Source organism: Paraburkholderia xenovorans LB400, assembly GCF_000013645.1.
GTDB classification, from domain to species: domain Bacteria; phylum Pseudomonadota; class Gammaproteobacteria; order Burkholderiales; family Burkholderiaceae; genus Paraburkholderia; species Paraburkholderia xenovorans.
This window is the reverse complement of sequence record NC_007953.1, coordinates 633,734-656,510: the sequence shown is the minus strand read 5'-3', so window position 1 is coordinate 656,510 and position 22,777 is coordinate 633,734. Positions and strand designations below refer to the sequence as shown.

Below are 22,777 nucleotides of genomic sequence, written 5' to 3'. Positions count from 1 at the left end.
ACGACAATGCTATAAAAGCCCGCGCCCGATTGAACCGCTAGTTGTCGCTCCGGACGGTCAAACTATCTTCAAACGGACATTTCGTGTCGTGTGCCGTTTGCAGCCCGAGCATGTCGAGCCGGTATTCACGCGGCGTACGCCCGGTGATCTTGCGAAACGCGGCGCCGAACGCGGCGGGACTCTGAAAGCCGCACTCGAACGCAACCGCCTTGATCATCACGTCGCGCTGCGCGAGCAGCGCCTTCGCCTGACGCACGCGCGCGTCGGCGATGAAGGCGCCCAGCGTGCTGCCCGTGCTGTTCCTGAACGTGCGCGCGAGATGGCGCGCACTGATGCGGCACGCGCGCGCCAGTTCGGTCACGCCGGGCGACGGGCCGCGCGCGCCCTCGACGCGCTCGCGGATCAGCCGTAACTGCCACGACGCGAGCTGTGTTCCTCCGCGCTCCCTGGCGTCGCCGCCGCGGTCGTGGAAATGGCGCGCGAGCTGGACGAGGATCGCCAGCAGAAGCGATTCCGCGAGTACCCGCGCGCCGAACCCCGGCGCAAGCGCTTCGTGCGCGAGCTTGAACATCGCCTCGCGTACTGCGGGAATCCGCAGGTCGCGGCACCGGCCGAGCCGCGACGGTTCCCACGGCCAGTCGCGCAGTTCATCGAGCCAGTCCGCGTCGAACATGCAGCAGATGACGCGCCGCCGCATGGGCGCGCAGCGCACGTGAAAGGTCTGCCCCGCCGGCACGAACACGCTCGCACCGAGCGGCGCGAAGTCCGTGTCGCCGGCGTCGCCGCGAAATGCGCCGTAGCGCCCTTGCGAACGCTCGTCCAGTGACATGTCCAGATATCCCGCCGGCGGCCGGAAATACGCGTCGAGCGGATCGTCCAGCCGAAGCGTGCGCACATTGACCTCGAAGCGCGGCGTGCAGATATGCGCGTCCACGGACAGACGTGACGACGGCATCCGCGGGCGCCGGACCAGATGATCGTCGCCCGCCACGGTGTAGAGATCTGAGACGGCTGATTCCATCGCGTATTCGTCAATGCGGCCGCCAGGCGGCCAGCCGGTTCATCATCGACGAAAAGTACACACTTATAAACAAATTGTCTATTTTCATAAACCCGCCCCCTCGCGATGCAACGTCCTCCGTCGTTTGACGGGGCGTCAAACGAACGCGGCGGACAGCGGCATCCGACGCCGTTAAGCTGCACGACATACCTCATTTGAAGTACCCATTCGAAGCGCCCGCAGAGATCGCCCATATTGCAGGGCCTAAACAAGGCCCGACACGGGCCGACGGAGGAGACACATGAGCACCACCCTCGAAAACCCCATGCTGGACCTCGAGGCGGCGTACCACGCCGTCTCCGATACCTATCGCGGCCCCGATATCGATCTGCAGGCGCTGTGTCGCGAAATGCGTCACAAGAACCCGGTCATGAAGGGCGACTTCGTCGCGACGCATCTGGGTATTCCCACCAATGCCGGCGCCAGCGCCGCAAAGTGCGAGGTGACGCTTTTCAGGTATCAGGACGTGCTGGCGGTGATGCGCGACGCCACCACCTTCACGAACGGTTTCATCGCCGAAGGGCTCGGCGGATTTTTCGACGGGCTGATCATTCTCGCGATGGACGGCGATGCGCACCGTCGCGCGCGCGGCCTGTTGCAACCCGTGTTCATGCCGGAGACCGTGAACCGCTGGCGCCCGGAACTCGACCGCGTGATCCGCGAGGACTTTCTCGCGCCGCTCGTGCCGAACAGGCACGCCGACCTGATGGACTTCGGCCTGTATTTCCCGATCCGCGAAATGTATGCGCTGATGGGCTTTCCGACCGACGACACGGCAAAGTTCAACCAGTACGCGACGTGGGCGCTGGCGATGGTGGCAGGCAACCAGATCGATCCCGGGAAGATCCGGATCTTTGGCCCGATTGCGGCCGCGGCGGTCAAGCACCTCTATGACGCCGTCATGGAAGTCGTCTTGCAGCGCCGCGCCGCCGGCGCCGATGGCAACGACCTGATCAGCCGCCTGATGCGCGCCGAATACGAGGGCCACAAGCTCGACGATCACGAAGTGACGACCTTCGTGCGCTCGCTGCTGCCGGCCGCGGGCGAAACCACGACCCGCACGTTCAGCTCGGTGATCACATTGCTGCTCGAGCGCCCGGCACTCGTCGAGCGCGTGCGCAACGACCGCAGCCTGATCCCCCGCCTGATCGACGAAGCGGTGCGCTACGAGCCGGTCGCGACCTTCAAGGTGCGCCAGGCGGCACGCGACATCGAGATCGGCGGGGTCAAGGTGCGCAGCGGCGGGCTGGTGCAATGCATGGTGATGTCGGCGAACCGGGACGAGGACGTCTTCGAGAACGCCGATACGTTCGACATCGACCGCAAGCCGAAACCCTCGTTCGGCTTCGGGTTCGGCGCGCATATGTGCATCGGCCAGTTCGTCGCGAAGATCGAGCTGCAATGCGCGGTGAACGCAATCCTCGACCTGTTCCCGAACGTCCGGCTCGATCCCGCCAGACCCGCGCCGAAGATCGCCGGAGCGCAACTGCGCGGGGCCAAATCCGTGCCGGTGATCTGGGACTAGGCTGCGGCGCGGCCGCCGTTTACCGGCGCGCGCCCGTTCTCCACGCTCGCGCACCCCACTTTTTCATCTGCCCTGCCTGCCCATAGAGCCATGAAATCCTTCAAAACCGTTCCGCAGCGCGGCGACTTCCGCTACCAGACCCTCGTCGCGCCCCACAAGGTCAGCGGCCGCGCAATGCACGACCTGCGCGGCTTTTACGGCCTGCAACTCACCAAGGGCATGCCGTTCGGCTGCGTGCGCGACGAGGACGGCGAGATCTACGCGTTCGTGCGCGCCGTCAACGAGCCGGGCAGCACGCCGAACCCGACGCGCTTCATCTATCTTTCGACACGCGTGGACGGCCAGCACCTGCGCATCGACAAATCGCGCATCGAGCCGCGCGCGACGACGCTGTTTCCGCGCCGTTGGCTGGAGGGCGACACGGCGTGCTGGTCGAGCCTGGAAGGCGAGCCCGGAGCGGGCTGGCAACTGAGCGCATCGGGCGAGCGGCTCAGCTGGACCGAAGAGGGGCTCTTCGAACTCGGCGGCCCGCTGCTTGGCCAGGGCATGCAATGGTATCTGCCCGGAGTCGACTGGGGCACGTTCTACGTCTCGCAGATCTACGACATCGCGGGCATCTGCGACGGCCGGCGCGTGAAGGGGCTCATGTGCTTCGACCAGGCGTACATGGCCGAGGGCGGCGCTATCCACTTCAGCAAGGACCTCGTGGTCAACCACCAGATGCACGTGATCTGGTGGTCGTTCGCAACGGTCTACAAGGACGGCAGCTGGGACGTGGGCTCGTTCATGGTCGGGCATGACCATCTGGGCTACGCGATCTTCCAGAACGACAAGGGCGAGATTCGCACCACCACCGACATCGACGGCCGCGTGCAGCACAAGGACGGCAGCTATTTCGTCGAAAGCGCGCGGATCGTGCTGGACGGCGAAGAGGAGTGGGAGTTTCTGCCGTGTCCGAAGGGCGAAATGATCGACTTTGTCGGCGGATTTCCGATTACCGCGCAGCAGGAAGGCCGCTGGCGGCGCGTCGGCGACACGCGCGAAGCGGATCGCTGGGTGGGCTGGGGCGAATCGGATCGCCGCAACGGCACCGCGCGCAACGTGCGCGGCATTCAACCCTGACGCGGCGCGACACTCGCACGACACTCGCGCGCGGCTCATCGAAGGAAGCAAATCATGGCGGATACCGGACACATCGAAGCGTTCCTGCTTGCACAGACCGACCACTGGAACGCAGGCGACAAACAGGCATTTCTGGACGACTACCGGCGCGCCGCGCCCGACGGCCTCACGATCGAATACGTCGGCCGTCCGCCTCAGGACGGCTGGGCCGTGCTCGACCACATGTGGCGCCAGCAACGCGACAGGATTCGCGTCGAACCCGTCGCGAAGATCGTGAACGGAAACGAAGCGGCCTGCTACGTCCGCAACGTGATCATCGGCACCGGGAGTGCGATCGAAACCATCGAACTTTATCGCTTCGATGCGGGCCGGCTGCACGTGCGCTACTTCATCAGGCAATAGCGCCTTCGCCGCGCCCGGCTGCGCCGCCTAGCGCCGGGCCCGGGTGACGCCGCCAAAGCGCAGCGCGTCGATCAGCCGGCCGATGCGGCGCGGCATCACGCCGCCCTCCGATTCGCCGCTGACGAGCAGCTCGCTCATGACGAGGCGGATCAGCAGGTCGCAGATCAGCTCCCGGTCCAGCTTGACACCGAGCTCCTCATCCCACGCGTCGAACATCGGAGCGAGCAGATCCTGAAAGCGCACCACCGAGTCGTGGAAGATGCGCTTGAGAAAGCGCAGCGCGAACTCGGGAGCGACGACCAGCATGCGCTGCGCGGTCCCGGCGTCGAGGAAATCCTGGAGATACCGGATGAGCCGCGCGAGCCGCTCGTTGGGATCGGTGTAAGGCGCGAGCAGTTCGCTCAGCGTCCGGTGAAAGCGTTCGCGCGCATGGCGCGAGTAGGCCTCGAGCAGTTCTTCCTGCGAGCTGAAGTAGCGGTAGAACGTGCCGCGCGAAACGCCGGCAGTCTCGCAGACTTCGAGAATGGAAATGCGCTCGGCGCCGGATTCCAGCACCACCTTCTGGGTCGCCGCGAAGATGTTGTCGATGGTCTGCTCGGAGCGCCGGTTACTGCGCCGGCGGCGCGGCGCGGGCGCGGCAACCGGGGGTTCCGCGACGGCGGGCTCCGGGGCGCGCCGGCGTCTTGCCTTTGGCGCCTCGACAACCGCCTGCGCGACCGCCTTCGGCCGCTTGCCGGCAGCCGTGCGCGGCTTCGCAGGCGGCGCAGCATCTGCCTTTCGGGTGCGGGTTTTCGAGGACGCCATCGCTTTAGCCATAGTTCAATGAATCTTCCAAAAGTGTGCGGATCTGCCGCTGATCAGAAAGAAAAATGCCGCTGGCAGCATCAAAGCGCGGACTGCCGCGCCCAGAGGAGTTCCATCGTTGCGGTCGCCGCGCGCGCGGCGCCCATCCAGCAGCGTACGAGGCGATATTGTAATGGCACGCACGCGATCGATGACCGAACCGGCCGCCACGCGCCCAGGTCCGATCATAATTGACACTATTTGCATTTTTGTCTAAAAACGTGGGGAACAGCTGGATCACACGGAGCAACCATGAGTATCTTCACGCATTTCACGTTGGGCACACGCGATCTCGATCGCGCGAAGGCGTTCTACGACCGGGTTCTCGAACCGCTGAACCTCAAATCGCTATTCTCGATAGAAGGGAAAGTCTGCGGCTGGGGCAAGGAGGCCCCGCAACTGATGGTGCTGTACCCGCGCAATGGAGAGCCGGCCACGGCGGCCAACGGGCTGACCGTGGGTCTCGCCGCGCCGGACCGGGAAGCGGTGCGGGAATTTCATCGTCGCGCGCTCGAACTCGGCGCCGTCTGCGAAGGGCCGCCGGGACCGCGCCCGTTTGCGCCCAACGCGTATGCCGCCTACATCCGCGATCTGGACGGGCACAAAATCGTCGCGTCGTGCAGGACGCCGGAGTGAAACATCTGGTATTCGGCAGGCCAGCGCAGCGGCTTCCAGAATGGCCCGACCCTTATGCGCGGGCAGCAGACACCCCAGCGAAGCGCGGCCGTCGCCCGCAATCGCCCTATCCGGTAGCGAAAACCCGACCATGACCTCACTCGCCGACCAACTGGCCACCTGCAACACGCCCGGCCTCTTCGATGTACTACGCAGCCACGGCTTGCCGGTGCGCGAACTGCCGCGCGAAATCCGCGGGCTCTCGCCCGCGATGAAGCTCGCCGGCCCGGTATTCACCGTCACCGGGCGGTCCGATCCGACCATCAGCGTGGCGGAATCGCTCGAACTGTTCATCTCCCGGGTGCTGTCAGGCGCGCCGGCCGGTCACGTCGTGGTGTGCCAGCCGCACGATCATGCGCGTTCGGCGATGGGCGACCTCGCGGCCGAAGCGTTGAAGCAGCGCGGCATCCGCGGCTACTACATCGACGGCGGCTCGCGCGATGCCGACGAAATCGAGTCGATCGGCTTCCCGGTATTCGCCCGCTATACGAGCCCGATCGACATCGTCGGCAGCTGGCGGCTGGAGGCGACGAACGTTCCCGTGGTCATCGGCGGCGTGACGATCTCGCCCGGCGACTACGTGCTCGGAGACCGCGACGGCACGTTGCTGATCGAGCGCGAGCATGCCGGGTTCGTCATCACCGAGACCGTCAAGACGATGAGCACCGACTCACGCATGCGTACCGCCATCCGCGGCGGCCGCGACCCGTATGACGCATTTCTCGAGTTCGGCAAGCTATGAGGAAACCGTCGATGAAAATCGCCCGCTATCGCCTGAACGACGCCGTCCATTACGGCGTGCTCGAAGGCAAGTCGCTGCAGCGCCTGAACGGCTCGCCATTTGCTTCGCTCACGCCAGCCGGCCCGCGCGATGCGCTGGCCGACGCGCAACTGCTATGTCCGCTGCCCGCGCCGCGGCTCTTCGCGGTCGGCATGAACTACGTCGGCCACATTGCCGAAGCGGGCGCGAAAACGCCCGTGATTCCGCAGTTCTTCATGATGCCGACGACAGCCGCCATCGGCCCCGGCGAAGCGATCGTCCGGCCGCGCGAGGCGCAGGTCGTCCACCACGAGGCGGAGCTGGCGATTGTGATCGGGCGCCGCGGGCGCCGCATCGACGTCGAGCGCGCGCTCGACCACGTGTTCGGCTATACCTGCGCGAACGACGTCAGCGAACGGGTGATCCAGAACCGCGAAATGGGCTACGGCTGCCTGCTCGTCGGCAAGGCGTTCGACACCTTCTGCCCCCTCGGCCCCGTCATCGCGACGGGGCTCGACGCCGGCAACCTGCGCGTGCGCGCCAGCGTGAACGGCTCGCCCAGACAGGACGGCAACACGTCCGACCTGCTGTTCACCGTGCCTCATATCGTGTCGTATCTGAGCCAGGCGGTAACGCTGCTGCCCGGCGACGTCATCCTGACCGGCACGCCCTCGGGAGTCGGCCCGCTTCTATCTGGAGACGTTTGCGAAATCACGATCGACGGGATCGGCACGCTGTGCAATCCCGTCATTGACGAAGCCGCCTGAGTCCTGCCGCGCCGCGGCGCGGTCTTCCCCTGCAGGAATCCCGCGTCATGCAACGACATGAAAACCCGCTTCCGGCAGGCGCCCGGCTCCGTGCCGCTTTGACCCACGACCCCGCGGCGGCGTCGGCGCCGCGGGCCACCCATCCCCTTTCCGTTGACCACCTGTCGATGCCCATCTCGCCCGATCTCGAAGCGCAGTACAACCTGCGCGCGCTACGCCCGGACTTCGAAGCCGGCATGCTGCAAGAGTGGCTCGCCCGCTCGGACCGGTTCAGACGTTCGTGCGGCGGCTCGCTCGATCTTGCGTACGGCGATGGCGAGCGCGACCGCCTCGACTACTTTCCCGCCGCCGCGACCGATGCGCCGTTGCTGGTGTTCTTTCACGGCGGCTACTGGCAGCGCGGCGACAAGTCCGTGTACAGCTTCGTTGCGGAGCCGTTCGTCGCGGCGGGCATCTCGGTGGCGCTCGTCAACTACACGCTGTGCCCGGCGGTCCGCATCGGCGACATCGTCACGCAGAGCCAGCGCGCGCTCACCTGGCTCTGGCGGCACGCGGATGCGCTGGGATGCGCGCGCGCACGCTGGATCGTGAGCGGGCACTCGGCGGGCGGCCATCTCGCCGCCCGCCTGATGGCCACGCAGTGGCCTGCCGTGGGCGCGGACCTGCCGCCGCAGCTCCTGGATGGCGCGATCCTGATCTCCGCGTTGTTCGACCTGGAGCCGCTGTGCGAGACGTCGATCAACCACGGGCTCGGCATGGGCCGCGGCGAGGCGCGCGCAGCCAGCGCGCTCGCCCACCCGCCGGCGAGCGACGCGCCGCAACTGATCGCCGTAGGTGGCGCGGAAACGGCGGCGTTTCACCAGCAGGCACGCGCCTACGCGACCGCATTCGGGACGGCCTTGCGCCCGATGCCGGGCTACACGGTCGAGGACTGCGATCACTTCGACGTGGTGCAGGCGTTCGCCGACCCGCGCCACGCGTTTTTCGATCTCGCCCGGCAGTTCATCCATTCGACTTCGCCGCCGGTCCATACGGCCTTCCACGGCGGCCGCACGTGATCCGGGCGGCCGGTGCCCGCTGCGGCCCTGGACTCGCGCGCGGCGCGCGCGACTCTCGACGCTCAGTCGTTCATGCCGAGCAGTCCGCTGATGTCCCTGCCCGGATCGGCATCGGGTCCGTATGAGAAGTCGCCCCGCTGCTGGCGCTGCGCCAGCAGTTCCATCTGGAACCGGTAACGCGTGCCCGGCGTGTCGAAACGTGAGTGCAGGTCCCGACGCTCGTCCGGATCGAAATAGCGCTCGTTCTGGGGCCGCACGACCGAATTGTCCTGAGGCTGGATCACGAACGCGATGCGCGGCATCACGTAGCGCAGCGGCACGGGTGCCGCCGTCGTGTTGAACGTGACGTCGCAGCGCGAGCGATGCCGGCCCACAGGCAGGAACGGCTGCAGGTTCGGCACGTCGTAGCCGGGCCGGAAACGCGGATACGAAATGCAAACGTTGCTGCGCAGGTGCACGTGCAGCACGGCGCGAAAGTCCTGATACCTCGCGCGTACCCCGCCGACCCAGCGCATGATCGGCGCAACCGACTTCTGCGTGACGATGCGCGTGCGCGTCACCGTCTCCGAAGTCCATTCCACCTCGACGATATCGGATTGGGATATCCCGTCGCCGATTGTGCCTGCATGCAGAAAATCGGCGTGCGTGAGATCGAGCAGGTTCTCGACCGAGAGCGCCGACGCCGCGTCGAAGCGCACCGTGCGCTGCGTATAGCGAGGCAGGCTGTCGTCGAGCGGCAGAAACGGAATGTGCGGAAGAAGCGAGACATCCGCGCAATCGGGATTGCCGTACCACGCCCAGACGTAGCCGTAGCGTTCAACCACCGGATAAAACCCCGATCCGCCGGTGAACGCGCTCGCGCGGGCGCGCGCCGACTGCGGCGTGTCCGCGCGGAACTCCGATGCGACCGGCTTGCCGTCGTCGCGCCACAGGTAATACGGCTGCGAATGGATGATTCGGCGGATCGGCCGCTGCGTCACGTCGCGGCTGTGCGATACCGGAAACCACGCATCGCGCAGATCGTAGTTGACCGGCGTCCAGTCGCGTCGCCCGGCCTTGCGCGGCGTGGCGTCGCCGGGTCCCTGTGCGTCGGCATTCCCGGCGGGGGCCGGGGCGCCGCTGTCGAGCGCTGTGTTCATGGCGATCCTCCTTGTCGATTGGTGTGCGATGGGTGCATTTCTGGCCGGCAACGCCGTGCCGCGCGTTCACGCGATGGAAGCAATCGGCGCGCGGATGGCGGTGCGCGCGGCGGCCAGATCGCGCGAAGGCGCAACCAGCAGCGCAGCCAGCGCGGCGCCGTCGATCTGCTCGCGAACCGTGAACGGCGCGCGCCCCGTCGCGCGGGCAATCTGCCAGCGCAGCGGCGCGCTGGCCACGCGAGCATCGTGCCGGAAACCGCGCCAGCAGAGGCTCGTCGTTCCACGCCGGTTCGCACTGCTCGCCACGAACACCGTAACGAGCGGCGTCTCGTCGGCATCGAGCAGGCCGACGAGCGCAGCGCCTCCCGCGAGCGACACGGAGGTCCGCACGATCAACGGATGATCGGTCACGAACGCAGGCGGCAACATGCGCGTTTTCCAGACCGCGCCGCGGTCGACCGTCAACCATCCGTCCCCGGTCCGCGCGTCGCCGAGAAAGAAGTCGGTGATGCGAACGCCGTCGAAGGACACGAGGCAGTCGGGTCCGTCGAGCATGGCGTCGAGATATTCGTGCGCGGCGACGTTCACGATCGACGCCCCCGTGTGCTCTTCGCCCTGCGGGTGGTAAAGCGAGCCCGGCAATCGGGCGTCGTCTGGCTCGCCGTCGCCGAGCCAGACGTGGATGAAGCCGCTCGCCTCCGCAACCCGATAGCTGCGCGCCCCATAGCGCGGCGGCACCCGCTCGTCGGCGCTCAGGTTCGGGATTGCGGTGCAGGCCCCTGTCTTGCCGTCGAAGGTCCAGCCGTGATAGCCGCACTGCAAGCCCTTCGGCGTGACCTTGCCGAGCGCGAGCGGCACGCGCCGGTGCGGACAGCGATCTTCCAGAGCGCAGGCTGCACCCGACGCGTCGCGAAACAGCACGAGCGCTTCGCCATTGCAGACGACCGCGAGCGGCCGGCTGGCATCGACAGATTCCGCAAGTGCGGCGGCCCACCAGCTACCGGTCGTCATTCGTGTCTCCTTCCTTCTCATGATGTGAACGGTGTCGCGCTGCGCGCGCTCATGCCCTCATGCCGCGACCGGCTCGTGAGCGTCGAGCTTCAGCAGCCTGCGCGCATTGCCGCTGCGGATCTTCTCGCGCTCGCCGTCGGTAAGGCCCAGCCCCTCGGTCAGGTCTCCATGCTCGTAGGCGCCGCCGAAGTTCGTGCCGTAGACGAGGTTATCGACGCCGACCACGTCGACCACGCCGCGTCGCAGACCGGGCGCGTGCACGTCGAGATCGAAATAGAAGTTCGGCAGATATTCGATCAGCTCGCGCTGGTTGCGCGAGTCAGGCGCCATTACCCGGTTCAGGTCGTTCAGGCGCCCCAGTTGAAAGATCGCCATGCCGCCCGCATGCGTGATGTAGGTCTTCAGGTTCGGAAAGGTGTCGAGTGCGCCGCCGTTGATCAGGTTCCAGAAGAACAGCGTCTCGTCGACGCAGTCGCCGACGATCGAGGTGGTCTCGAACTTGTCGTCGGTGTGCTTCTCGCCCCAGTAGATCGACTGGTTGAAGCCGTGCACCATGATCGGCGCGTCGAGCTTCGACAGCGCCTCCCATACCGGGAAAAGCTCCTCGCTGTGGGCCTCCAGACCGTTGAAGTTCGCGCCGCCGACGCACACGCCCTTCGCGCCCAGTTGCGTCACCGCGCGCCCGATCTCGCGCACGGCCTGCGCCGGGTTGGCCAGGTTCGCGTGCGCCCAGAATGCGAAATGCTCCGGATCCTGCGCGCAGAACGCCGACAATTCGTCGTTGCAGATGCTCGCGTATTCGTCGCCGAACTCGCCGGCCCAGTACATGAACGCATGGGACGGCGTCGAGAGCACGAGCTTGTCGACACCGCGCTCGGCCATCAGCTTGCGGCGCGCCGCGTGCGTCATCCGCGCGAGCAGGTTCGCTTCGGCTTCGTCGTCATCGCGGGCTTTCGAGGGCTGGGTGGTGCCGAGCGAGAAGTGCCCGACCGTCAGCCCCCGGGTCTTCATGAACGGCCCCCAGAAATCGTGGCGCTTGAGCATGCCGGGGGTGAAGAGGTGCGCGTGAACGTCGATCAACATGGGTGACTCTCCTGAGTAGGGTGAAAATGCGCGTGACCACTGACGGCGCGTGAAGCGCGGATCGCCATCCGGCTCGGGGCATGTACCCGCGCTGTCTTGTCCTGTCCTGCCTCGCTTCGTCCCGACGAGGTGTTGCGCGCCGCGTCGCATCGACGCATCGCGGCGCGCCTCAGCGGGCGTCGGCGTTCGCGCCGCCCGGCATGCGGCCCATGAAGCCCGCGGGCCGGTTATGAAACACGGCGCCACCCGACGCACCCGCCACCGTGACACCCGAATCGACCACCAGCGTGTGGGCGTTCACATGGCGCGCGTCGTCGCTCGCGAGATACACGAGCGCCGCGGCGATCTCCTGCGGCATCAGCGGCGTGCCGAGCGGCGAAGCCCGGGTCGCCGCGTCGATTGCGGCCTGCCTGCTGCCGCGGCCCTGCACCATCATTTCGGTGACCGTCGTGCCCGGCGCGACGGCATTGACGCGCACGCCGCGCGGCGCAAGTTCCGAAGCCGCCGAGCGGGTCAATCCGATGACGGCGTGCTTGGCGCTCGTGTACGCGTGCGGACCGAGCCCGCCCATCACGCCCGCGGTACTCGCCACCGAGAGAATGCAGCCGCTTCCCTGCTTGACCATCGCGCGCGCCGCGTGCTTGATTCCGTAGAACACGCCATCGAGCAGCACGCCCAGCGTCGCGTGCCACGCGGCCGCGCTCGTTTCGAGAATCGAGCCATATGCGCCGACGAAGCCCGCGTTATTCACCATGCAATCGAGCCGGCCATGCAGCCGCAGTGCCTCGTCGACCGCAGCCGCCACCTGCGCCTCAACGCTCACATCCGTGTACGCGAACGTCGCGTCGCGCAGTTCGCGCGCCAGCGCCTGCCCGGCGTGTTCGTCCACGTCGGCGAGCACGACGAAGGCGCCTTCCTGCGCCATCAGGCGGGCGGTGGCCGCGCCGATGCCGCTCGCCGCGCCGGTCACCAGCGCAACACGGTCCTTCAGACGTTCGCTCATCGGACCTCCTCGCTCAGGGAATCATCAGACCGCCGTCGACGGCCAGCGTCTGTCCGGTGATGAAGTTCGCGCCGTCGCTGACCAGAAACACCAGCACCGGCGCCATCGACTTGTCCGGGTCGCCGAGCCGCCCCCCTAGCGGAACCTGCTGCGCCATCATGGCGTCGTGCGCGGCCAGTTGCGCGCTGTCGAGCCGCGCGCGGAACTTCTCGTACATCGGCGTCCACATCGCGGGCGCCACGGCGTTGACCGCGATGCCGTATTTGCCCCACTCCTTCGCGGCGGTGCGCGTCCAGCCGAGCACCGCGGCCTTCGATGCCGAGTAGTGCGCAAGCCCCGGCACGCCCATCACGCCAGCCGCCGAGGCGAAGTTGACGATGCGCCCGCCGTGCTCGCGCAGCCACGCGAATGCCGCCTGGTTCGTGTTCAGCGTGCCGCGCGCGTTGACGTCGAACATCAGGTCCCAATCGTCCTGCGTGACCGCTTCGGCCGGCGCCTTGCGCTCGACACCCGCGATGTTGATGAGCGCATCCAGCCCGCCGAGGCGCGTGACGGCCGAGCGGAAGACCTCGTCGACCTGGTCCTTGCGGCTGACGTCGCAACTGAAGTAGTGCGCCACACCCGGGCCCGCCGCCGAAGCGTCCGCGGCTACGGCGCGGCCCGCCTCGTCGCTCAGATCGAGCGCCGCCACCTCCGCGCCGGCCCGTACCAGTGCCTTGACGGCGCTCGCGCCAATGCCGCTTGCGCAGCCTGTCACGATCACGCGCTTGCCTTCGAGATTCACCACGCCTGTCTCCTTGTTTTCGTCATATTCGCGGCGGCTACGCGCAGCGGGCGCGTCAGGGCCCGCTGCGCCCGTCATGCGAGCTGCGCGATCCGCTCTCGCGCCTGCTCGATCAAGCGCAGCGCGGATGCGTGGTGCCGTTGCCCGAGTCCGGCAGGCGACTGGCCCGCGCAGGCACGCGCGTAGCTGCCTTCGAGCAGGATGCCGAGCTTGAACCGGGCGAGCACCACGTACCAGTCGATCGCGGACAGCTCACGCGTGCTGCGCTCGCGGTAATACCCGACCAGCTCGCTCGCCGACGCGAAGCCGTGCCACGGTGTCACCCGTATCGTGCCGGCGCCCTGCCCGCTGGCATCCGGCCACGTCGCGACCAGCCAGCCGAGATCGAGCAGCGGATCGCCCACCGTCGCGAGTTCCCAGTCGATGATCGCGGCCAGTTCGGCGGACTTCGTGCAGAACATCACGTTCGCCAGATGGAAATCGCCGTGCAGGATGCCGGTGCGCGATGGTGCGGGCCGGTTGGCTTCGAGCCATTGCGCAACGTCGGTTACGCCGGGCAGCGACGACGGCCCCGGCCAGCCTGCGTGAACCTGATAGTGTTCGAGCTGGCCCCGCCAGCGCGCCACCTGGCGTTCGAGAAAACCTTGCGGCTTGCCGAAATCGCCGAGACCCACCGCCTGCGGATCGACTTCGCCAAGACGCAGCAGTGCATCGACCATCGAGCGCCCCATTCGTTGCTGAATGGCCGGATCGCGGTGCAGCTCGGGCAAGACCCCGGCCGACGCGTTGAAGCCGTCGATCGGCGCCATCAGGTAGAACGGCGCGCCCAGCACGTCGTCGTCCGTGCAGGACGCATGGAGCGTCGGATGCGGCACCTCGGTGCCGGCCAATGCCGCCAGCACGCGTGCCTCACGTGCAATCGTCGCGCAGACTTCCGGCCTTGCGTTCAGCGGCGGCCGGCGCAGCACGAATTCGTGTGCGCCGCGCGTGAAGCGCAAGAGGATATTCTGCGTTCCGCCGGTCAGCAGCCGCGCGCCGGTAATCGGACCGCGCCCGAGCCGCTGCGCGTCCATCCAGTGCGCGAGCCGCTCGACGTTCACCGCGCTTTGCCACGCCTCGTTCGTCATCGTGCCGCTCCCTGAGCGAGCGCCGCCGCGAATTTCCGGCGTGCGGCGGCGGCGGCCGTCGGGCGATGGTAGGCGGGAAACATCTGCTCGCATGGCGCGTAGTCGCGCAGCAGTTGCTTCGCCACCGTCACCTTGTGAACCTCGGTCGGCCCATCGGCCAGCCCCATCTGAAACGCACGCGAGATCATTCCCGCGAACGGCATCTCCGACGAGGCTCCGATCGACCCATGCACATGCAGCGCGCGCGCGGCAATGTCGTGCAATACCCTGGGCATCGCGGCCTTCACGGCGGCAATGTCCTTGCGCACCTTCTGATAGTCCTGGTAACGGTCGATGCGCCACGCGGTCCGCATCACGAGCAGACGAAACTGTTCGAGTTCGAGCCAGGAGTCGGCGATCTTCTCCTGCACCATCTGCTTGTCGGCGAGCGCGCCGCCCTGTGTATGGCGCGACAGCGCGCGCTCGCATAGCGCATCGAGCGCCTTCTGCGCGAGTCCGATCGTGCGCATCGCATGATGCACCCGGCCGCCGCCAAGCCGCACCTGCGCGACGACAAACGCGTCGCCCGGCGCGCCCAGCATCTGTTCGTCCGCCACGCGCACGTCATCGAACGCCAGGTACGCGTGTGTCGCCTCCGGCTCGTCGGCCATGCCGACATTGCGGATGATGCTCAGGCCGGGCGTGTTCGCCGGCACGATGAACATCGACATGCCCTTGTACGCCGACACTTCCGGATCGGTGATCGCCATCACGATGAAGAAGTCCGCGTAGCGCGCATTCGACGCGAACCACTTGCGTCCGTTGATCACCCACGCATCGCCGTCGCGCACCGCGCGGGTCGTGAACACCTTGGGGTCGGCGCCGCCCTGCGGCTCGGTCATCGCGAAGCAGGACACGATGTCGCCGGCGAGCAATGGTTTCAGGAAGCGCTCCTTCTGCGCCTCCGTGCCGTAATGCGCGAGGATTTCCGCGTTGCCTGAGTCCGGCGCCTGGCAGCCGAACACGATCGGCGCGAACAGCGCGCGGCCCAGAATCTCGTTCATGAGCGCGAGCTTCACCTGTCCATAGCCGGGGCCGCCCAGTTCGGGGCCGAGGTGACAGGCCCACAGCCGGCGCTCCTTGACCCGCTGCTGCAACGGCTTGACGAGCGCCTTGAAGGCCGGATCGTGGATATTCCACGGGCTGCCCAGCACGTGTTCGAGCGGCTCGACCTCCTCGCGCACGAACTGGTCGATCCAGTCGAGTTCGGCCTGAAAATCGGCGTCGGTTTCGAAGTCCCAGGACATACGGTTCCTTTGTCAGGTTCGGCGTCAGGCCAGCAACATGCCGCCGTCGAGCAGCAAGGTTTGTCCGAGCATGTACGCCGACAGCGGCGAGGCGAGAAACAGCGCGCCACCGGCCATGTCGGCGGCTGTGCCCAGACGCCCGAGCGGGATGCGGCGCAAGGCCGCGTCGAGGCGCTTCGGATCCGCGGTGGTCACGCGCGTGAGCTTCGTGTCGACGAGGCCCGGCGCGATGCCGTTCACGCGGATGCCGTCGCGCGCCCAGGCTTCCGCAAGCGTGCGCGTCAGTCCGAACGCGCCAGTCTTCGACGCGTTGTAGGCCGGATTGCCACGCGTCGAATGAAACGCCGCGGCCGAGCTGACGATGATCATCGCGCCGCGCGCCGCCTTCAGTGCCTCGAAGCAGCGATCCGCACATGCCATCAGACTCGTCAGGTTGACGTCGAGCACCTTCCTGAACGCCGGCGCCTTGAATTCCTGACGGTCGTAGAGCACGGTGCCCTGGGCCTGGACCAGCACGTCGAGCGACGCGAACGGCAGCACACAGCGCTCGACGCTGGCTGCATCGGAAACGTCGAGCTGGGCGTAGTGCAGGTCCGTCAGGCTGGAATCGGGTGAGTCCGCATAGTCGGACGCGCTGCGGCGCGTGCCCCAGACATGGACCGTGGCGCCGCGCTCGAGAAACGCACGCGCAATGCCATTGCCGATGCCGCTCGATCCCCCGACCACCAGGACCGTCTTGCCCGAGAAGTCCAGTTCGTTCATTCGGTTTGTCTCCGTCGCGCTTTGTGCGGCCGGCCCTGACGAAATTGCAGGCCATGCGGGTGCGCGATATTCGATACATTTTTATAAAATGTGTTCACATACTAGATTCGGATCGAATGGCGGTCAACTGCCGTCAAACGAAAAAAATAAAGAACATGCTGCTTCCGCGCACTTGAGCCGTCGTCGAGGGCAGGCCGGAACGGCACGCACGACGGCTAACCAGGGCATTTACCGAGTTACTGTTCAAAATTCGTCGATAGAATGAATTTCTGAATCTGGAATTCCCCTCCGATCCCCCGGCCATTGCTCCAAGCCGCGCAAATAGTTGCGACGTTCAGGCCAACCCTCCAAGGAACCCGTCGATGTCCCTCTCCGACTCATCGCGTGGCGCCGCACTCGATCTCACCGAATTCCGCACAGGCTGGCGCACCGTGCTGATGGCCATGCTCGGGCTCGGGGTCGCGGCCAATGCTTCGCTGCTCTACGCGTTCGGCTCGCTCGTGATCCCGTTGCACAATGCATTCGGCTGGAGCCGTGGCGAATTGCAGCCGGCGGTCAGCTTTCTGTTCGGCGGCGCGGTGATCGGTGCGCAGCTGGTGGGCTGGCTCAACGCGCGCTACGGCATGCGCCGCGTGACAGTCGTATCGCTGCTGGCGCTATCAGCCACGTATGCGCTGATGCCCTTGATGGGGCGCTCGATTGTCTGGCTTTATCTGATGTGCGCGCTGCTGCCGGTCGCCGGGATGGGCACGATGCATATCACGTGGACGCATCTGGTCAATCTCTGGTTCGAACGCAATCGCGGCCTCGCGCTTGCCGTGATGCTCTCGGGCACCGGCTTGTCGGCCATGCTGATACCCTCCGCGGTCACATGGGTGATCGGGCGCTGGAACTGGCAAGCCGCTTTTCTCCTGCTCGCGTTCCTGCCCGTCGTGCTCGTGTTGCCACTCGTGCTGTGGTGGATGCAGACGCCCGACGAAGAACGGGCTTCGGCCGCGCAACACATGACGCGCGCGACGCAGCGTGCGGGGCTCGTCTTTCGCGAGGCGGTTCGCTCGACGCGCTTCTGGGCACTCAATGCAGGCCTGTCACTGGTGGTGGCGGCCACCGTCGCGATGGTCAGCAACACGGTGCCGCTGCTGCGTGACAAGGGCTTGTCGGCGGCGGATGCCAGCCACATTTTCGGCAGCTTCGGCATTGCGCTGATCGGCGGGCGTCTCATCGTCGGCTATCTGATCGACCGTCTGTGGGCGCCCGCCGTGGCGGCCGCCGCCCTCGCGATGCCCGCGCTCGGCTGCCTGCTGCTGTCGACCGCCAGCGCCGGGCAGACCGGCCTGCTCACGATGGCGACGCTGCTGACCGGTGTCGGCGCGGGGGCGGAGTTCGACATCGCCGCCTATCTGGTCGCGCGCTACTTCGGCATGCGCGATTACGGCCGGCTTTTCGGCGTACACGTTGCGCTGATCACGCTCGCCGGCGCGCTGTCGCCCTGGCTTTTCGGATACCTGTACATACTGACCGGTTCGTACACGGTGATGCTGTCGATTTGCGGCACGGCGTACCTGCTCGGCGCGCTCATTCTCCTGCCGCTCGGCCGCTACCCGAAGTTCGACTCGCTGAATCTGGCCTGAACTGAAGCCGGCTGCCCGGCACCCGGGCAGCCTTCGCTCATACCGCGCGGCGCTCTCCGGTTTCGTCACCTGATGCAAGGTATTCGGCCATCAGCGCCTCGCGCTGCTTCCCGACGGCCAGCAGATTGCGCTCCTTCACATGGCCGAATCCGCGGATCGCGGCGGGCAGTTGTGCGAGACGGATCGCTACATCCCGGTTCGTGGCAGTCAGCGAAACGCAGAACTGGTCGACCAGCGCCATGTACTCGCCAATCAGGCGCCGTTCCGTACGGCGCTCGGCCGTCTTGCCGAAGAGGTCCCACACGGTGCCGCGTGTAACCTTCAACTTCGCCAGCACGCGCAGCATCGGCAGCACCCAGGGCCCGAAGCGCTGCTTGACGAGATGCCCGTGCTCGTCCCGTCGTGCGAAAAGCGGTGGGGCGAAGTAGAAGCTGAGCGTATAGTTCTTGCCCGGCTCGCCCTCGAACTGCGCGCGCAGCTTGTCCATGAATGCCGGCGCCGCATAGAGACGCGCCACCTCGTATTCGTCCTTGTATGCCATCAGCTTCGCGAGATTCTGCGCGACGGCACGGGTGAGCGGCAATGACTTGCCGATCCCGAGCGCCACCTCCTTCGCCCGAATCCGCTCGATCATCGCCAGATAGCGAGCTGCGTATTCCGCGTTCTGATAATCGGTCAACCATTGCGCGTGGTTTGCGATCAGCGCGTCCAGCGTTTCGGGTAACCGCAGCACGATCGCCTGCTGCGCGTCGCGCCGCCCAGCAGCGCGCGCCGCTTCGTCCGCACCATGTTGCGCCACGAAGCGTCCCCAGTCGAAGGCAAGACGGTTCTTCTCGACGGCCACGCCGTTGAGCTCGATCGCGCGGGTCAGGCTCGCGTAGCCGAGCGGCAGCCAGCCTTTCTGCCATGCGAAGCCGAGCAGCAGCGGATTGGTATAGATCGTATCGCCGAGCAGCGTGAGCGCCAGCTGGTTCGCATCGACGAACGAGCAGTCTTCGCCGATATTTTCGCGCAGCAGTTGTTCGGTCTGCGCGCCCGGGAACGTCCAGTCGGGATTCTGGACGAACCCGGCGGTCGGGGTCGCGCCGCTGTTGATCGCGGCACGCGTGATGCCGCGCCGCATCTTCGACAACGCCTCCGCCGACGCCGACACGATCGCGTCGCAGCCAATCACGAGACGCGCTTCGCCCGTGCCGATCCGCGTCGCGTGCAAGTGGGCCGGCGTGGGCGCGATCTGCACGTGGCTCGTCACCGCGCCACCTTTCTGGGCGAGGCCGGCCATATCGAGCACGACAACGCCCTTGCGTTCGAGATGCGCGGCCATGCCGAGCAGGCCGCCGATCGTCACGACGCCTGTGCCGCCCACGCCAGCCACGAGAATGCCGTACGGCCGGTCAGTCGCTTCGATCCGCGGCTGCGGCAGTTGCGTGAAGTCGGGCAACGGTGCCGCGCCCCCGACGCCGGACGGCTTGCGCGGCTGCGCGCCTTCCGCAGTCGTGAAGCTCGGACAAAATCCCTTCACGCAGGAAAAGTCCTTGTTACACGAGGACTGATTGATCCTGCGCTTGGTACCGAGCGGTGTATCGAGCGGCTCGACCGACAGGCAGTTGGACTGCACCGAGCAGTCGCCGCAACCCTCGCAGACCGCATCGTTGATGAACGCCCGCCTGGCGGGATCGGGATACGTGCCCCGTTTGCGGCGCCGGCGTTTCTCGGTCGCGCAGGTCTGGTCGTAGATCAGCAGGGTCGTGCCAGGCGTGGCACGAAGCTCATGCTGGATCGCATCCAGCCGGTCGCGATGGTGCACGCCGACGCCCTCCGGCAAGCGCACGGCCGAGGTGTACTTCTGCGGCTCATCGGTCACGATGACGACGCGCGCCACGCCTTCCGCGACGGCCTGAAACGCGATCTGCGGCACGCTCAGCACACCGTCCACCGGCTGTCCGCCCGTCATCGCCACCGCGTCGTTATAGAGGATCTTGTAGGTAACGTTCGCGCGTGCAGCAACCGCCGCGCGAATGGCGAGCGAGCCGGAATGAAAGTACGTGCCGTCGCCCAGGTTGACGAACACGTGCTGCTCGCCGGTGAAATGCATCTGGCCGAGCCATGCGACGCCCTCGCCGCCCATCTGGCTGAACGTCTCGGTCCGGCGGTCCATCCACATCGCCATGTAATGACAGCCGATGCCGGCGAGCGCACGTGAGCCTTCGGGGACCTTCGTCGAGGTGTTGTGCGGGCAGCCCGAGCAGAACCACGGCGGACGTTCCGCGGCGAGGCGCGGCTGCGCGGCGTCCCGCTCCTTGCCCTCGATGACGGCGACCCGCCCGGCGATGCGCGCGGCGACCTCGGGCGGCAGATCGGCCTTCGCCAACCGGCGCGCGATCGCCTTCGCGATCAGCGCCGGCGACAGTTCGTGATGCGCGGGCAGCAGCCAGTCACCTCGCGGCACCGACCACTCACCGCCTTCGTTGTCGCGTTCGTCGAACTTGCCGTAGATCTTCGGCCGCACGTCCTCGCGCCAGTTGTAGAGCTCCTCCTTCAACGCATATTCGAGGACCTGGCGTTTTTCCTCGACAACCAGAATTTCCTCCAGCCCTTGCGCGAAGCGGCGCGCGTCCTGCGCATCGAGCGGCCACACGCAGCCGACCTTCATCACGCGGATGCCCACGCGCGCACAGGTTGCATCGTCGAGCCCGAGATCGAGCAGCGCCTGCCGCACGTCGAGATAGGCCTTGCCCGCCGTCATGATGCCGAAGCGCGGGTTCGGCGCGTCGATCACGATGCGATTGAGCCGGTTCGCGCGGACATACGCGAGCGCCGCGTACCATTTGTGATCGAGCAGACGCGTTTCCTGCACGAGCGGCGGGTCCGGCCAGCGGATGTTGAGACCGCCGTCCGGCAACGGGTAGTCATCCGGCACCCGGATCTGCACCCGCTCGGGGTCGATGTCGATCGAAGCGGTCGATTCAACCACATCGGTCACGCACTTCATCGCGACCCACAAGCCTGAATAGCGGCTCATCGCCCAGCCGTGCAGCCCGTAATCGATGTACTCCTGCACGCTCGACGGGTACAGTACCGGAATGCCGCTCGCGATCAGGGTGTGCTCGGACTCGTGCGCAACCGACGACGATTTCGCTCCGTGATCGTCGCCCGCGAGCACGAGCACGCCGCCACGCGCATCCGTGCCAGCGGAATTCGCGTGACGGAACACGTCGCCGCTGCGGTCGACGCCCGGCCCCTTTCCGTACCACATGCCGAACACGCCGTCGTACCGCGCGCCGGGCCACAGATTGATCTGCTGCGTGCCCCACACCGCGGTCGCGGCGAGATCCTCGTTGACGCCCGGCTGGAACACGACGTCATGCTCGTGCAGATGCTGCTTCGCATTCCATAGCGCGAGGTCGAGACCGCCGAGCGGCGAGCCGCGATAGCCCGAGATGTAGCCGGCGGTGTTCAGGCCCGCGCGCCGGTCGCGCTCTTTCTGCAGCATCGGCAGGCGCACGAGCGCTTGCGTGCCGCTGATGTAGATGCGTCCGCGCTCGAGCGTGTACTTGTCGTCGAGCGTGACGGCGGCTAGCTCCGCCGCGTGCGAAGGCGATACTGGCGCATTCATGGCACTTGTCCCCGATAGATGTTTCGGGTCAGTATAGAGAGGCCGGTTTGGCTGGTAAAACCACAAATACGCAAGCCTCGCATCCGAAAAACGCATGGCAAAAGACATCACACTGAGACAGCTTCGCTACTTCATCGCCGCCGCGCGCGCGGGACAGTTTTCGATGGCCGCCACGAACGAGCACGTGTCGCAGTCCGCCATCACGAACGCGGTAATTGCGCTGGAACAGGCGCTCGGCACGAAGCTCTTCGATCGCGGCGCGCACGGCGTCACCATGACGGTCGACGGCCACGACTTCTATCATCACGCGCGCCACGTCCTCGATTCGGTGCGCGACGCGATGCACAAGCCACGCGCTGGCGCGCGCGCGACCTCCGGAACGGTGCGGATCGCCGCCTCCTATGCGGTGCTCGGCTACTTCCTGCCGGAGCTGCTCGCGCGCTTTCGCGCGAGCTTTCCAGCCATTGAACTGGACCTGCGCGACATGGATCGCGCCGTAATAGAGAATGCCGTGCTGGACGGCACGATCGATCTCGGCGTCACGCTCGTATCGAACACACCGAGGCTCGACGCGTTCGAGCATCGGATCCTGATCCGCTCGCGACGCCAGCTCTGGACTGCACCCTCGCATCCGCTCGCGCACGCCGCCAGCATGTCGCTGGCCGACATCGCCATGCATCCGTACATCCTGCTTACTGTCGATGAAGGCGAAGCGTCGACGACACGCTACTGGCAAGCGAAGGGCATGCAACCGAATATCGCGTTCCGGACCGGCTCGATGGAAGCCGTGCGCGGGCTGGTCGCGAACGGCTTCGGTGTGACGGTGCTGTCGGACATGCTCTTTCGGGCATGGTCGCTCGACGGCACGCGCATCGACGCGCGCCCGGTCGTGGATTCCATCCCGCCCATGGAAGTGGGCCTGATATGGCGCCCCGGTGCCGCGCTCGCGCCTGCCGCCCAGCAGTTGCGGCACTTCCTCATTCAGGTCAACAGCGGCGAGGCGGACTAGGAGACCGCAAGCGGCATGGCGGACCAGAAGCGCACCACCCGTGCGATTTGCCCACTTCAGAACTCCATGCCTGATTGGGACGACGGTATATGGGACGACGGTATAACGCCAGGT

The 22,777-nt window shown here is 66.5% G+C and carries 20 protein-coding genes; 9 read left to right on the top strand and 11 right to left on the bottom strand.

Annotation, left to right across the window (positions count from 1 at the left end):
* Positions 1-37 precede the first annotated feature (37 nt).
* On the bottom strand, positions 38-1,021 hold the full coding sequence (locus BXE_RS43555; RefSeq protein ID WP_011493786.1) for a helix-turn-helix domain-containing protein: 984 nt from the start codon (positions 1,019-1,021) through the stop codon (positions 38-40).
* Between the two features lie 280 nt (positions 1,022-1,301).
* On the opposite strand from BXE_RS43555, the gene BXE_RS39670 reads away from it, so the two are divergent.
* The 3 genes from BXE_RS39670 (at position 1,302) to BXE_RS39660 (ending at position 4,109) form a co-directional block, all read left to right on the top strand.
* Positions 1,302-2,585, top strand: coding sequence for a cytochrome P450 (locus BXE_RS39670; RefSeq protein WP_011493785.1), 1,284 nt, complete (start codon positions 1,302-1,304; stop codon positions 2,583-2,585).
* A 90-nt stretch (positions 2,586-2,675) separates the two neighbouring features.
* Entirely contained in the window at positions 2,676-3,707 is a 1,032-nt protein-coding gene (locus BXE_RS39665; RefSeq protein WP_011493784.1) for a hypothetical protein, read from the top strand.
* 54 nt (positions 3,708-3,761) lie between these two features.
* Positions 3,762-4,109, top strand: a complete 348-nt coding sequence (locus tag BXE_RS39660) for a hypothetical protein (protein WP_011493783.1) — start codon at positions 3,762-3,764, stop codon at positions 4,107-4,109.
* Positions 4,110-4,136: 27 nt separating this feature from the next.
* Here BXE_RS39660 and BXE_RS39655 read toward each other — a convergent pair whose 3' ends face one another.
* Positions 4,137-4,913: a TetR/AcrR family transcriptional regulator gene (locus BXE_RS39655; RefSeq protein ID WP_167540904.1), complete on the bottom strand. Its 777-nt coding sequence runs from the start codon at positions 4,911-4,913 to the stop codon at positions 4,137-4,139.
* Between the two features lie 291 nt (positions 4,914-5,204).
* Between BXE_RS39655 and BXE_RS39645 the strand changes: the two genes are divergently transcribed.
* From BXE_RS39645 to BXE_RS39630, 4 genes are all read left to right on the top strand, one after another.
* Positions 5,205-5,588, top strand: a complete 384-nt coding sequence (locus BXE_RS39645) for a VOC family protein (protein WP_011493781.1) — start codon at positions 5,205-5,207, stop codon at positions 5,586-5,588.
* A gap of 130 nt (positions 5,589-5,718) precedes the next feature.
* Entirely contained in the window at positions 5,719-6,369 is a 651-nt protein-coding gene (locus BXE_RS39640; protein ID WP_040123528.1) for an RraA family protein, read from the top strand.
* A gap of 11 nt (positions 6,370-6,380) precedes the next feature.
* Positions 6,381-7,154, top strand: coding sequence for a fumarylacetoacetate hydrolase family protein (locus BXE_RS39635; RefSeq protein WP_011493779.1), 774 nt, complete (start codon positions 6,381-6,383; stop codon positions 7,152-7,154).
* 47 nt (positions 7,155-7,201) lie between these two features.
* The gene (locus BXE_RS39630; protein ID WP_049782421.1) at positions 7,202-8,212 is read left to right on the top strand and encodes an alpha/beta hydrolase; all 1,011 of its coding nucleotides are present in this window, start codon (positions 7,202-7,204) and stop codon (positions 8,210-8,212) included.
* A 62-nt stretch (positions 8,213-8,274) separates the two neighbouring features.
* On the opposite strand, the gene BXE_RS39625 is transcribed toward BXE_RS39630, so the two are convergent.
* The 8 genes from BXE_RS39625 to BXE_RS39590 all read right to left on the bottom strand — a co-directional run bounded on the left by BXE_RS39625 (position 8,275) and on the right by BXE_RS39590 (position 16,407).
* Positions 8,275-9,351 carry a hypothetical protein gene (locus BXE_RS39625; protein ID WP_011493777.1) on the bottom strand — a complete coding sequence of 359 codons (1,077 nt, stop codon included), beginning with the start codon at positions 9,349-9,351 and terminating at the stop codon, positions 8,275-8,277.
* Between the two features lie 66 nt (positions 9,352-9,417).
* Positions 9,418-10,362: a Rieske 2Fe-2S domain-containing protein gene (locus BXE_RS39620; RefSeq protein ID WP_011493776.1), complete on the bottom strand. Its 945-nt coding sequence runs from the start codon at positions 10,360-10,362 to the stop codon at positions 9,418-9,420.
* A gap of 57 nt (positions 10,363-10,419) precedes the next feature.
* A complete protein-coding gene (locus tag BXE_RS39615; protein WP_011493775.1) occupies positions 10,420-11,445 on the bottom strand; it encodes an amidohydrolase family protein in 1,026 nt (341 codons plus the stop codon).
* Between the two features lie 169 nt (positions 11,446-11,614).
* Positions 11,615-12,448, bottom strand: a complete 834-nt coding sequence (locus tag BXE_RS39610) for an SDR family oxidoreductase (RefSeq protein WP_011493774.1) — start codon at positions 12,446-12,448, stop codon at positions 11,615-11,617.
* A gap of 13 nt (positions 12,449-12,461) precedes the next feature.
* Positions 12,462-13,235 (bottom strand): SDR family NAD(P)-dependent oxidoreductase, encoded by a 774-nt coding sequence (locus BXE_RS39605; RefSeq protein ID WP_233518914.1) that lies wholly within the window; start codon positions 13,233-13,235, stop codon positions 12,462-12,464.
* A gap of 71 nt (positions 13,236-13,306) precedes the next feature.
* On the bottom strand, positions 13,307-14,359 hold the full coding sequence (locus BXE_RS39600; protein WP_011493772.1) for a phosphotransferase family protein: 1,053 nt from the start codon (positions 14,357-14,359) through the stop codon (positions 13,307-13,309).
* Positions 14,356-15,645 (bottom strand): acyl-CoA dehydrogenase family protein, encoded by a 1,290-nt coding sequence (locus BXE_RS39595; RefSeq protein ID WP_011493771.1) that lies wholly within the window; start codon positions 15,643-15,645, stop codon positions 14,356-14,358. The genes BXE_RS39600 and BXE_RS39595 overlap by 4 nt, the downstream gene beginning before the upstream one ends.
* Positions 15,646-15,669: 24 nt before the next feature.
* On the bottom strand, positions 15,670-16,407 hold the full coding sequence (locus BXE_RS39590) for an SDR family NAD(P)-dependent oxidoreductase (protein WP_011493770.1): 738 nt from the start codon (positions 16,405-16,407) through the stop codon (positions 15,670-15,672).
* A 362-nt stretch (positions 16,408-16,769) separates the two neighbouring features.
* On the opposite strand from BXE_RS39590, the gene BXE_RS39585 reads away from it, so the two are divergent.
* Positions 16,770-18,038 carry an MFS transporter gene (locus tag BXE_RS39585; protein WP_011493769.1) on the top strand — a complete coding sequence of 423 codons (1,269 nt, stop codon included), beginning with the start codon at positions 16,770-16,772 and terminating at the stop codon, positions 18,036-18,038.
* A gap of 37 nt (positions 18,039-18,075) precedes the next feature.
* Here the strand turns inward: BXE_RS39585 and BXE_RS39580 are convergent, their stop codons facing one another.
* The gene (locus tag BXE_RS39580; RefSeq protein ID WP_011493768.1) at positions 18,076-21,654 is read right to left on the bottom strand and encodes an indolepyruvate ferredoxin oxidoreductase family protein; all 3,579 of its coding nucleotides are present in this window, start codon (positions 21,652-21,654) and stop codon (positions 18,076-18,078) included.
* Positions 21,655-21,748: 94 nt separating this feature from the next.
* Between BXE_RS39580 and BXE_RS39575 the strand changes: the two genes are divergently transcribed.
* A complete protein-coding gene (locus BXE_RS39575) occupies positions 21,749-22,663 on the top strand; it encodes a LysR family transcriptional regulator (protein ID WP_011493767.1) in 915 nt (304 codons plus the stop codon).
* Positions 22,664-22,777 lie beyond the last annotated feature (114 nt).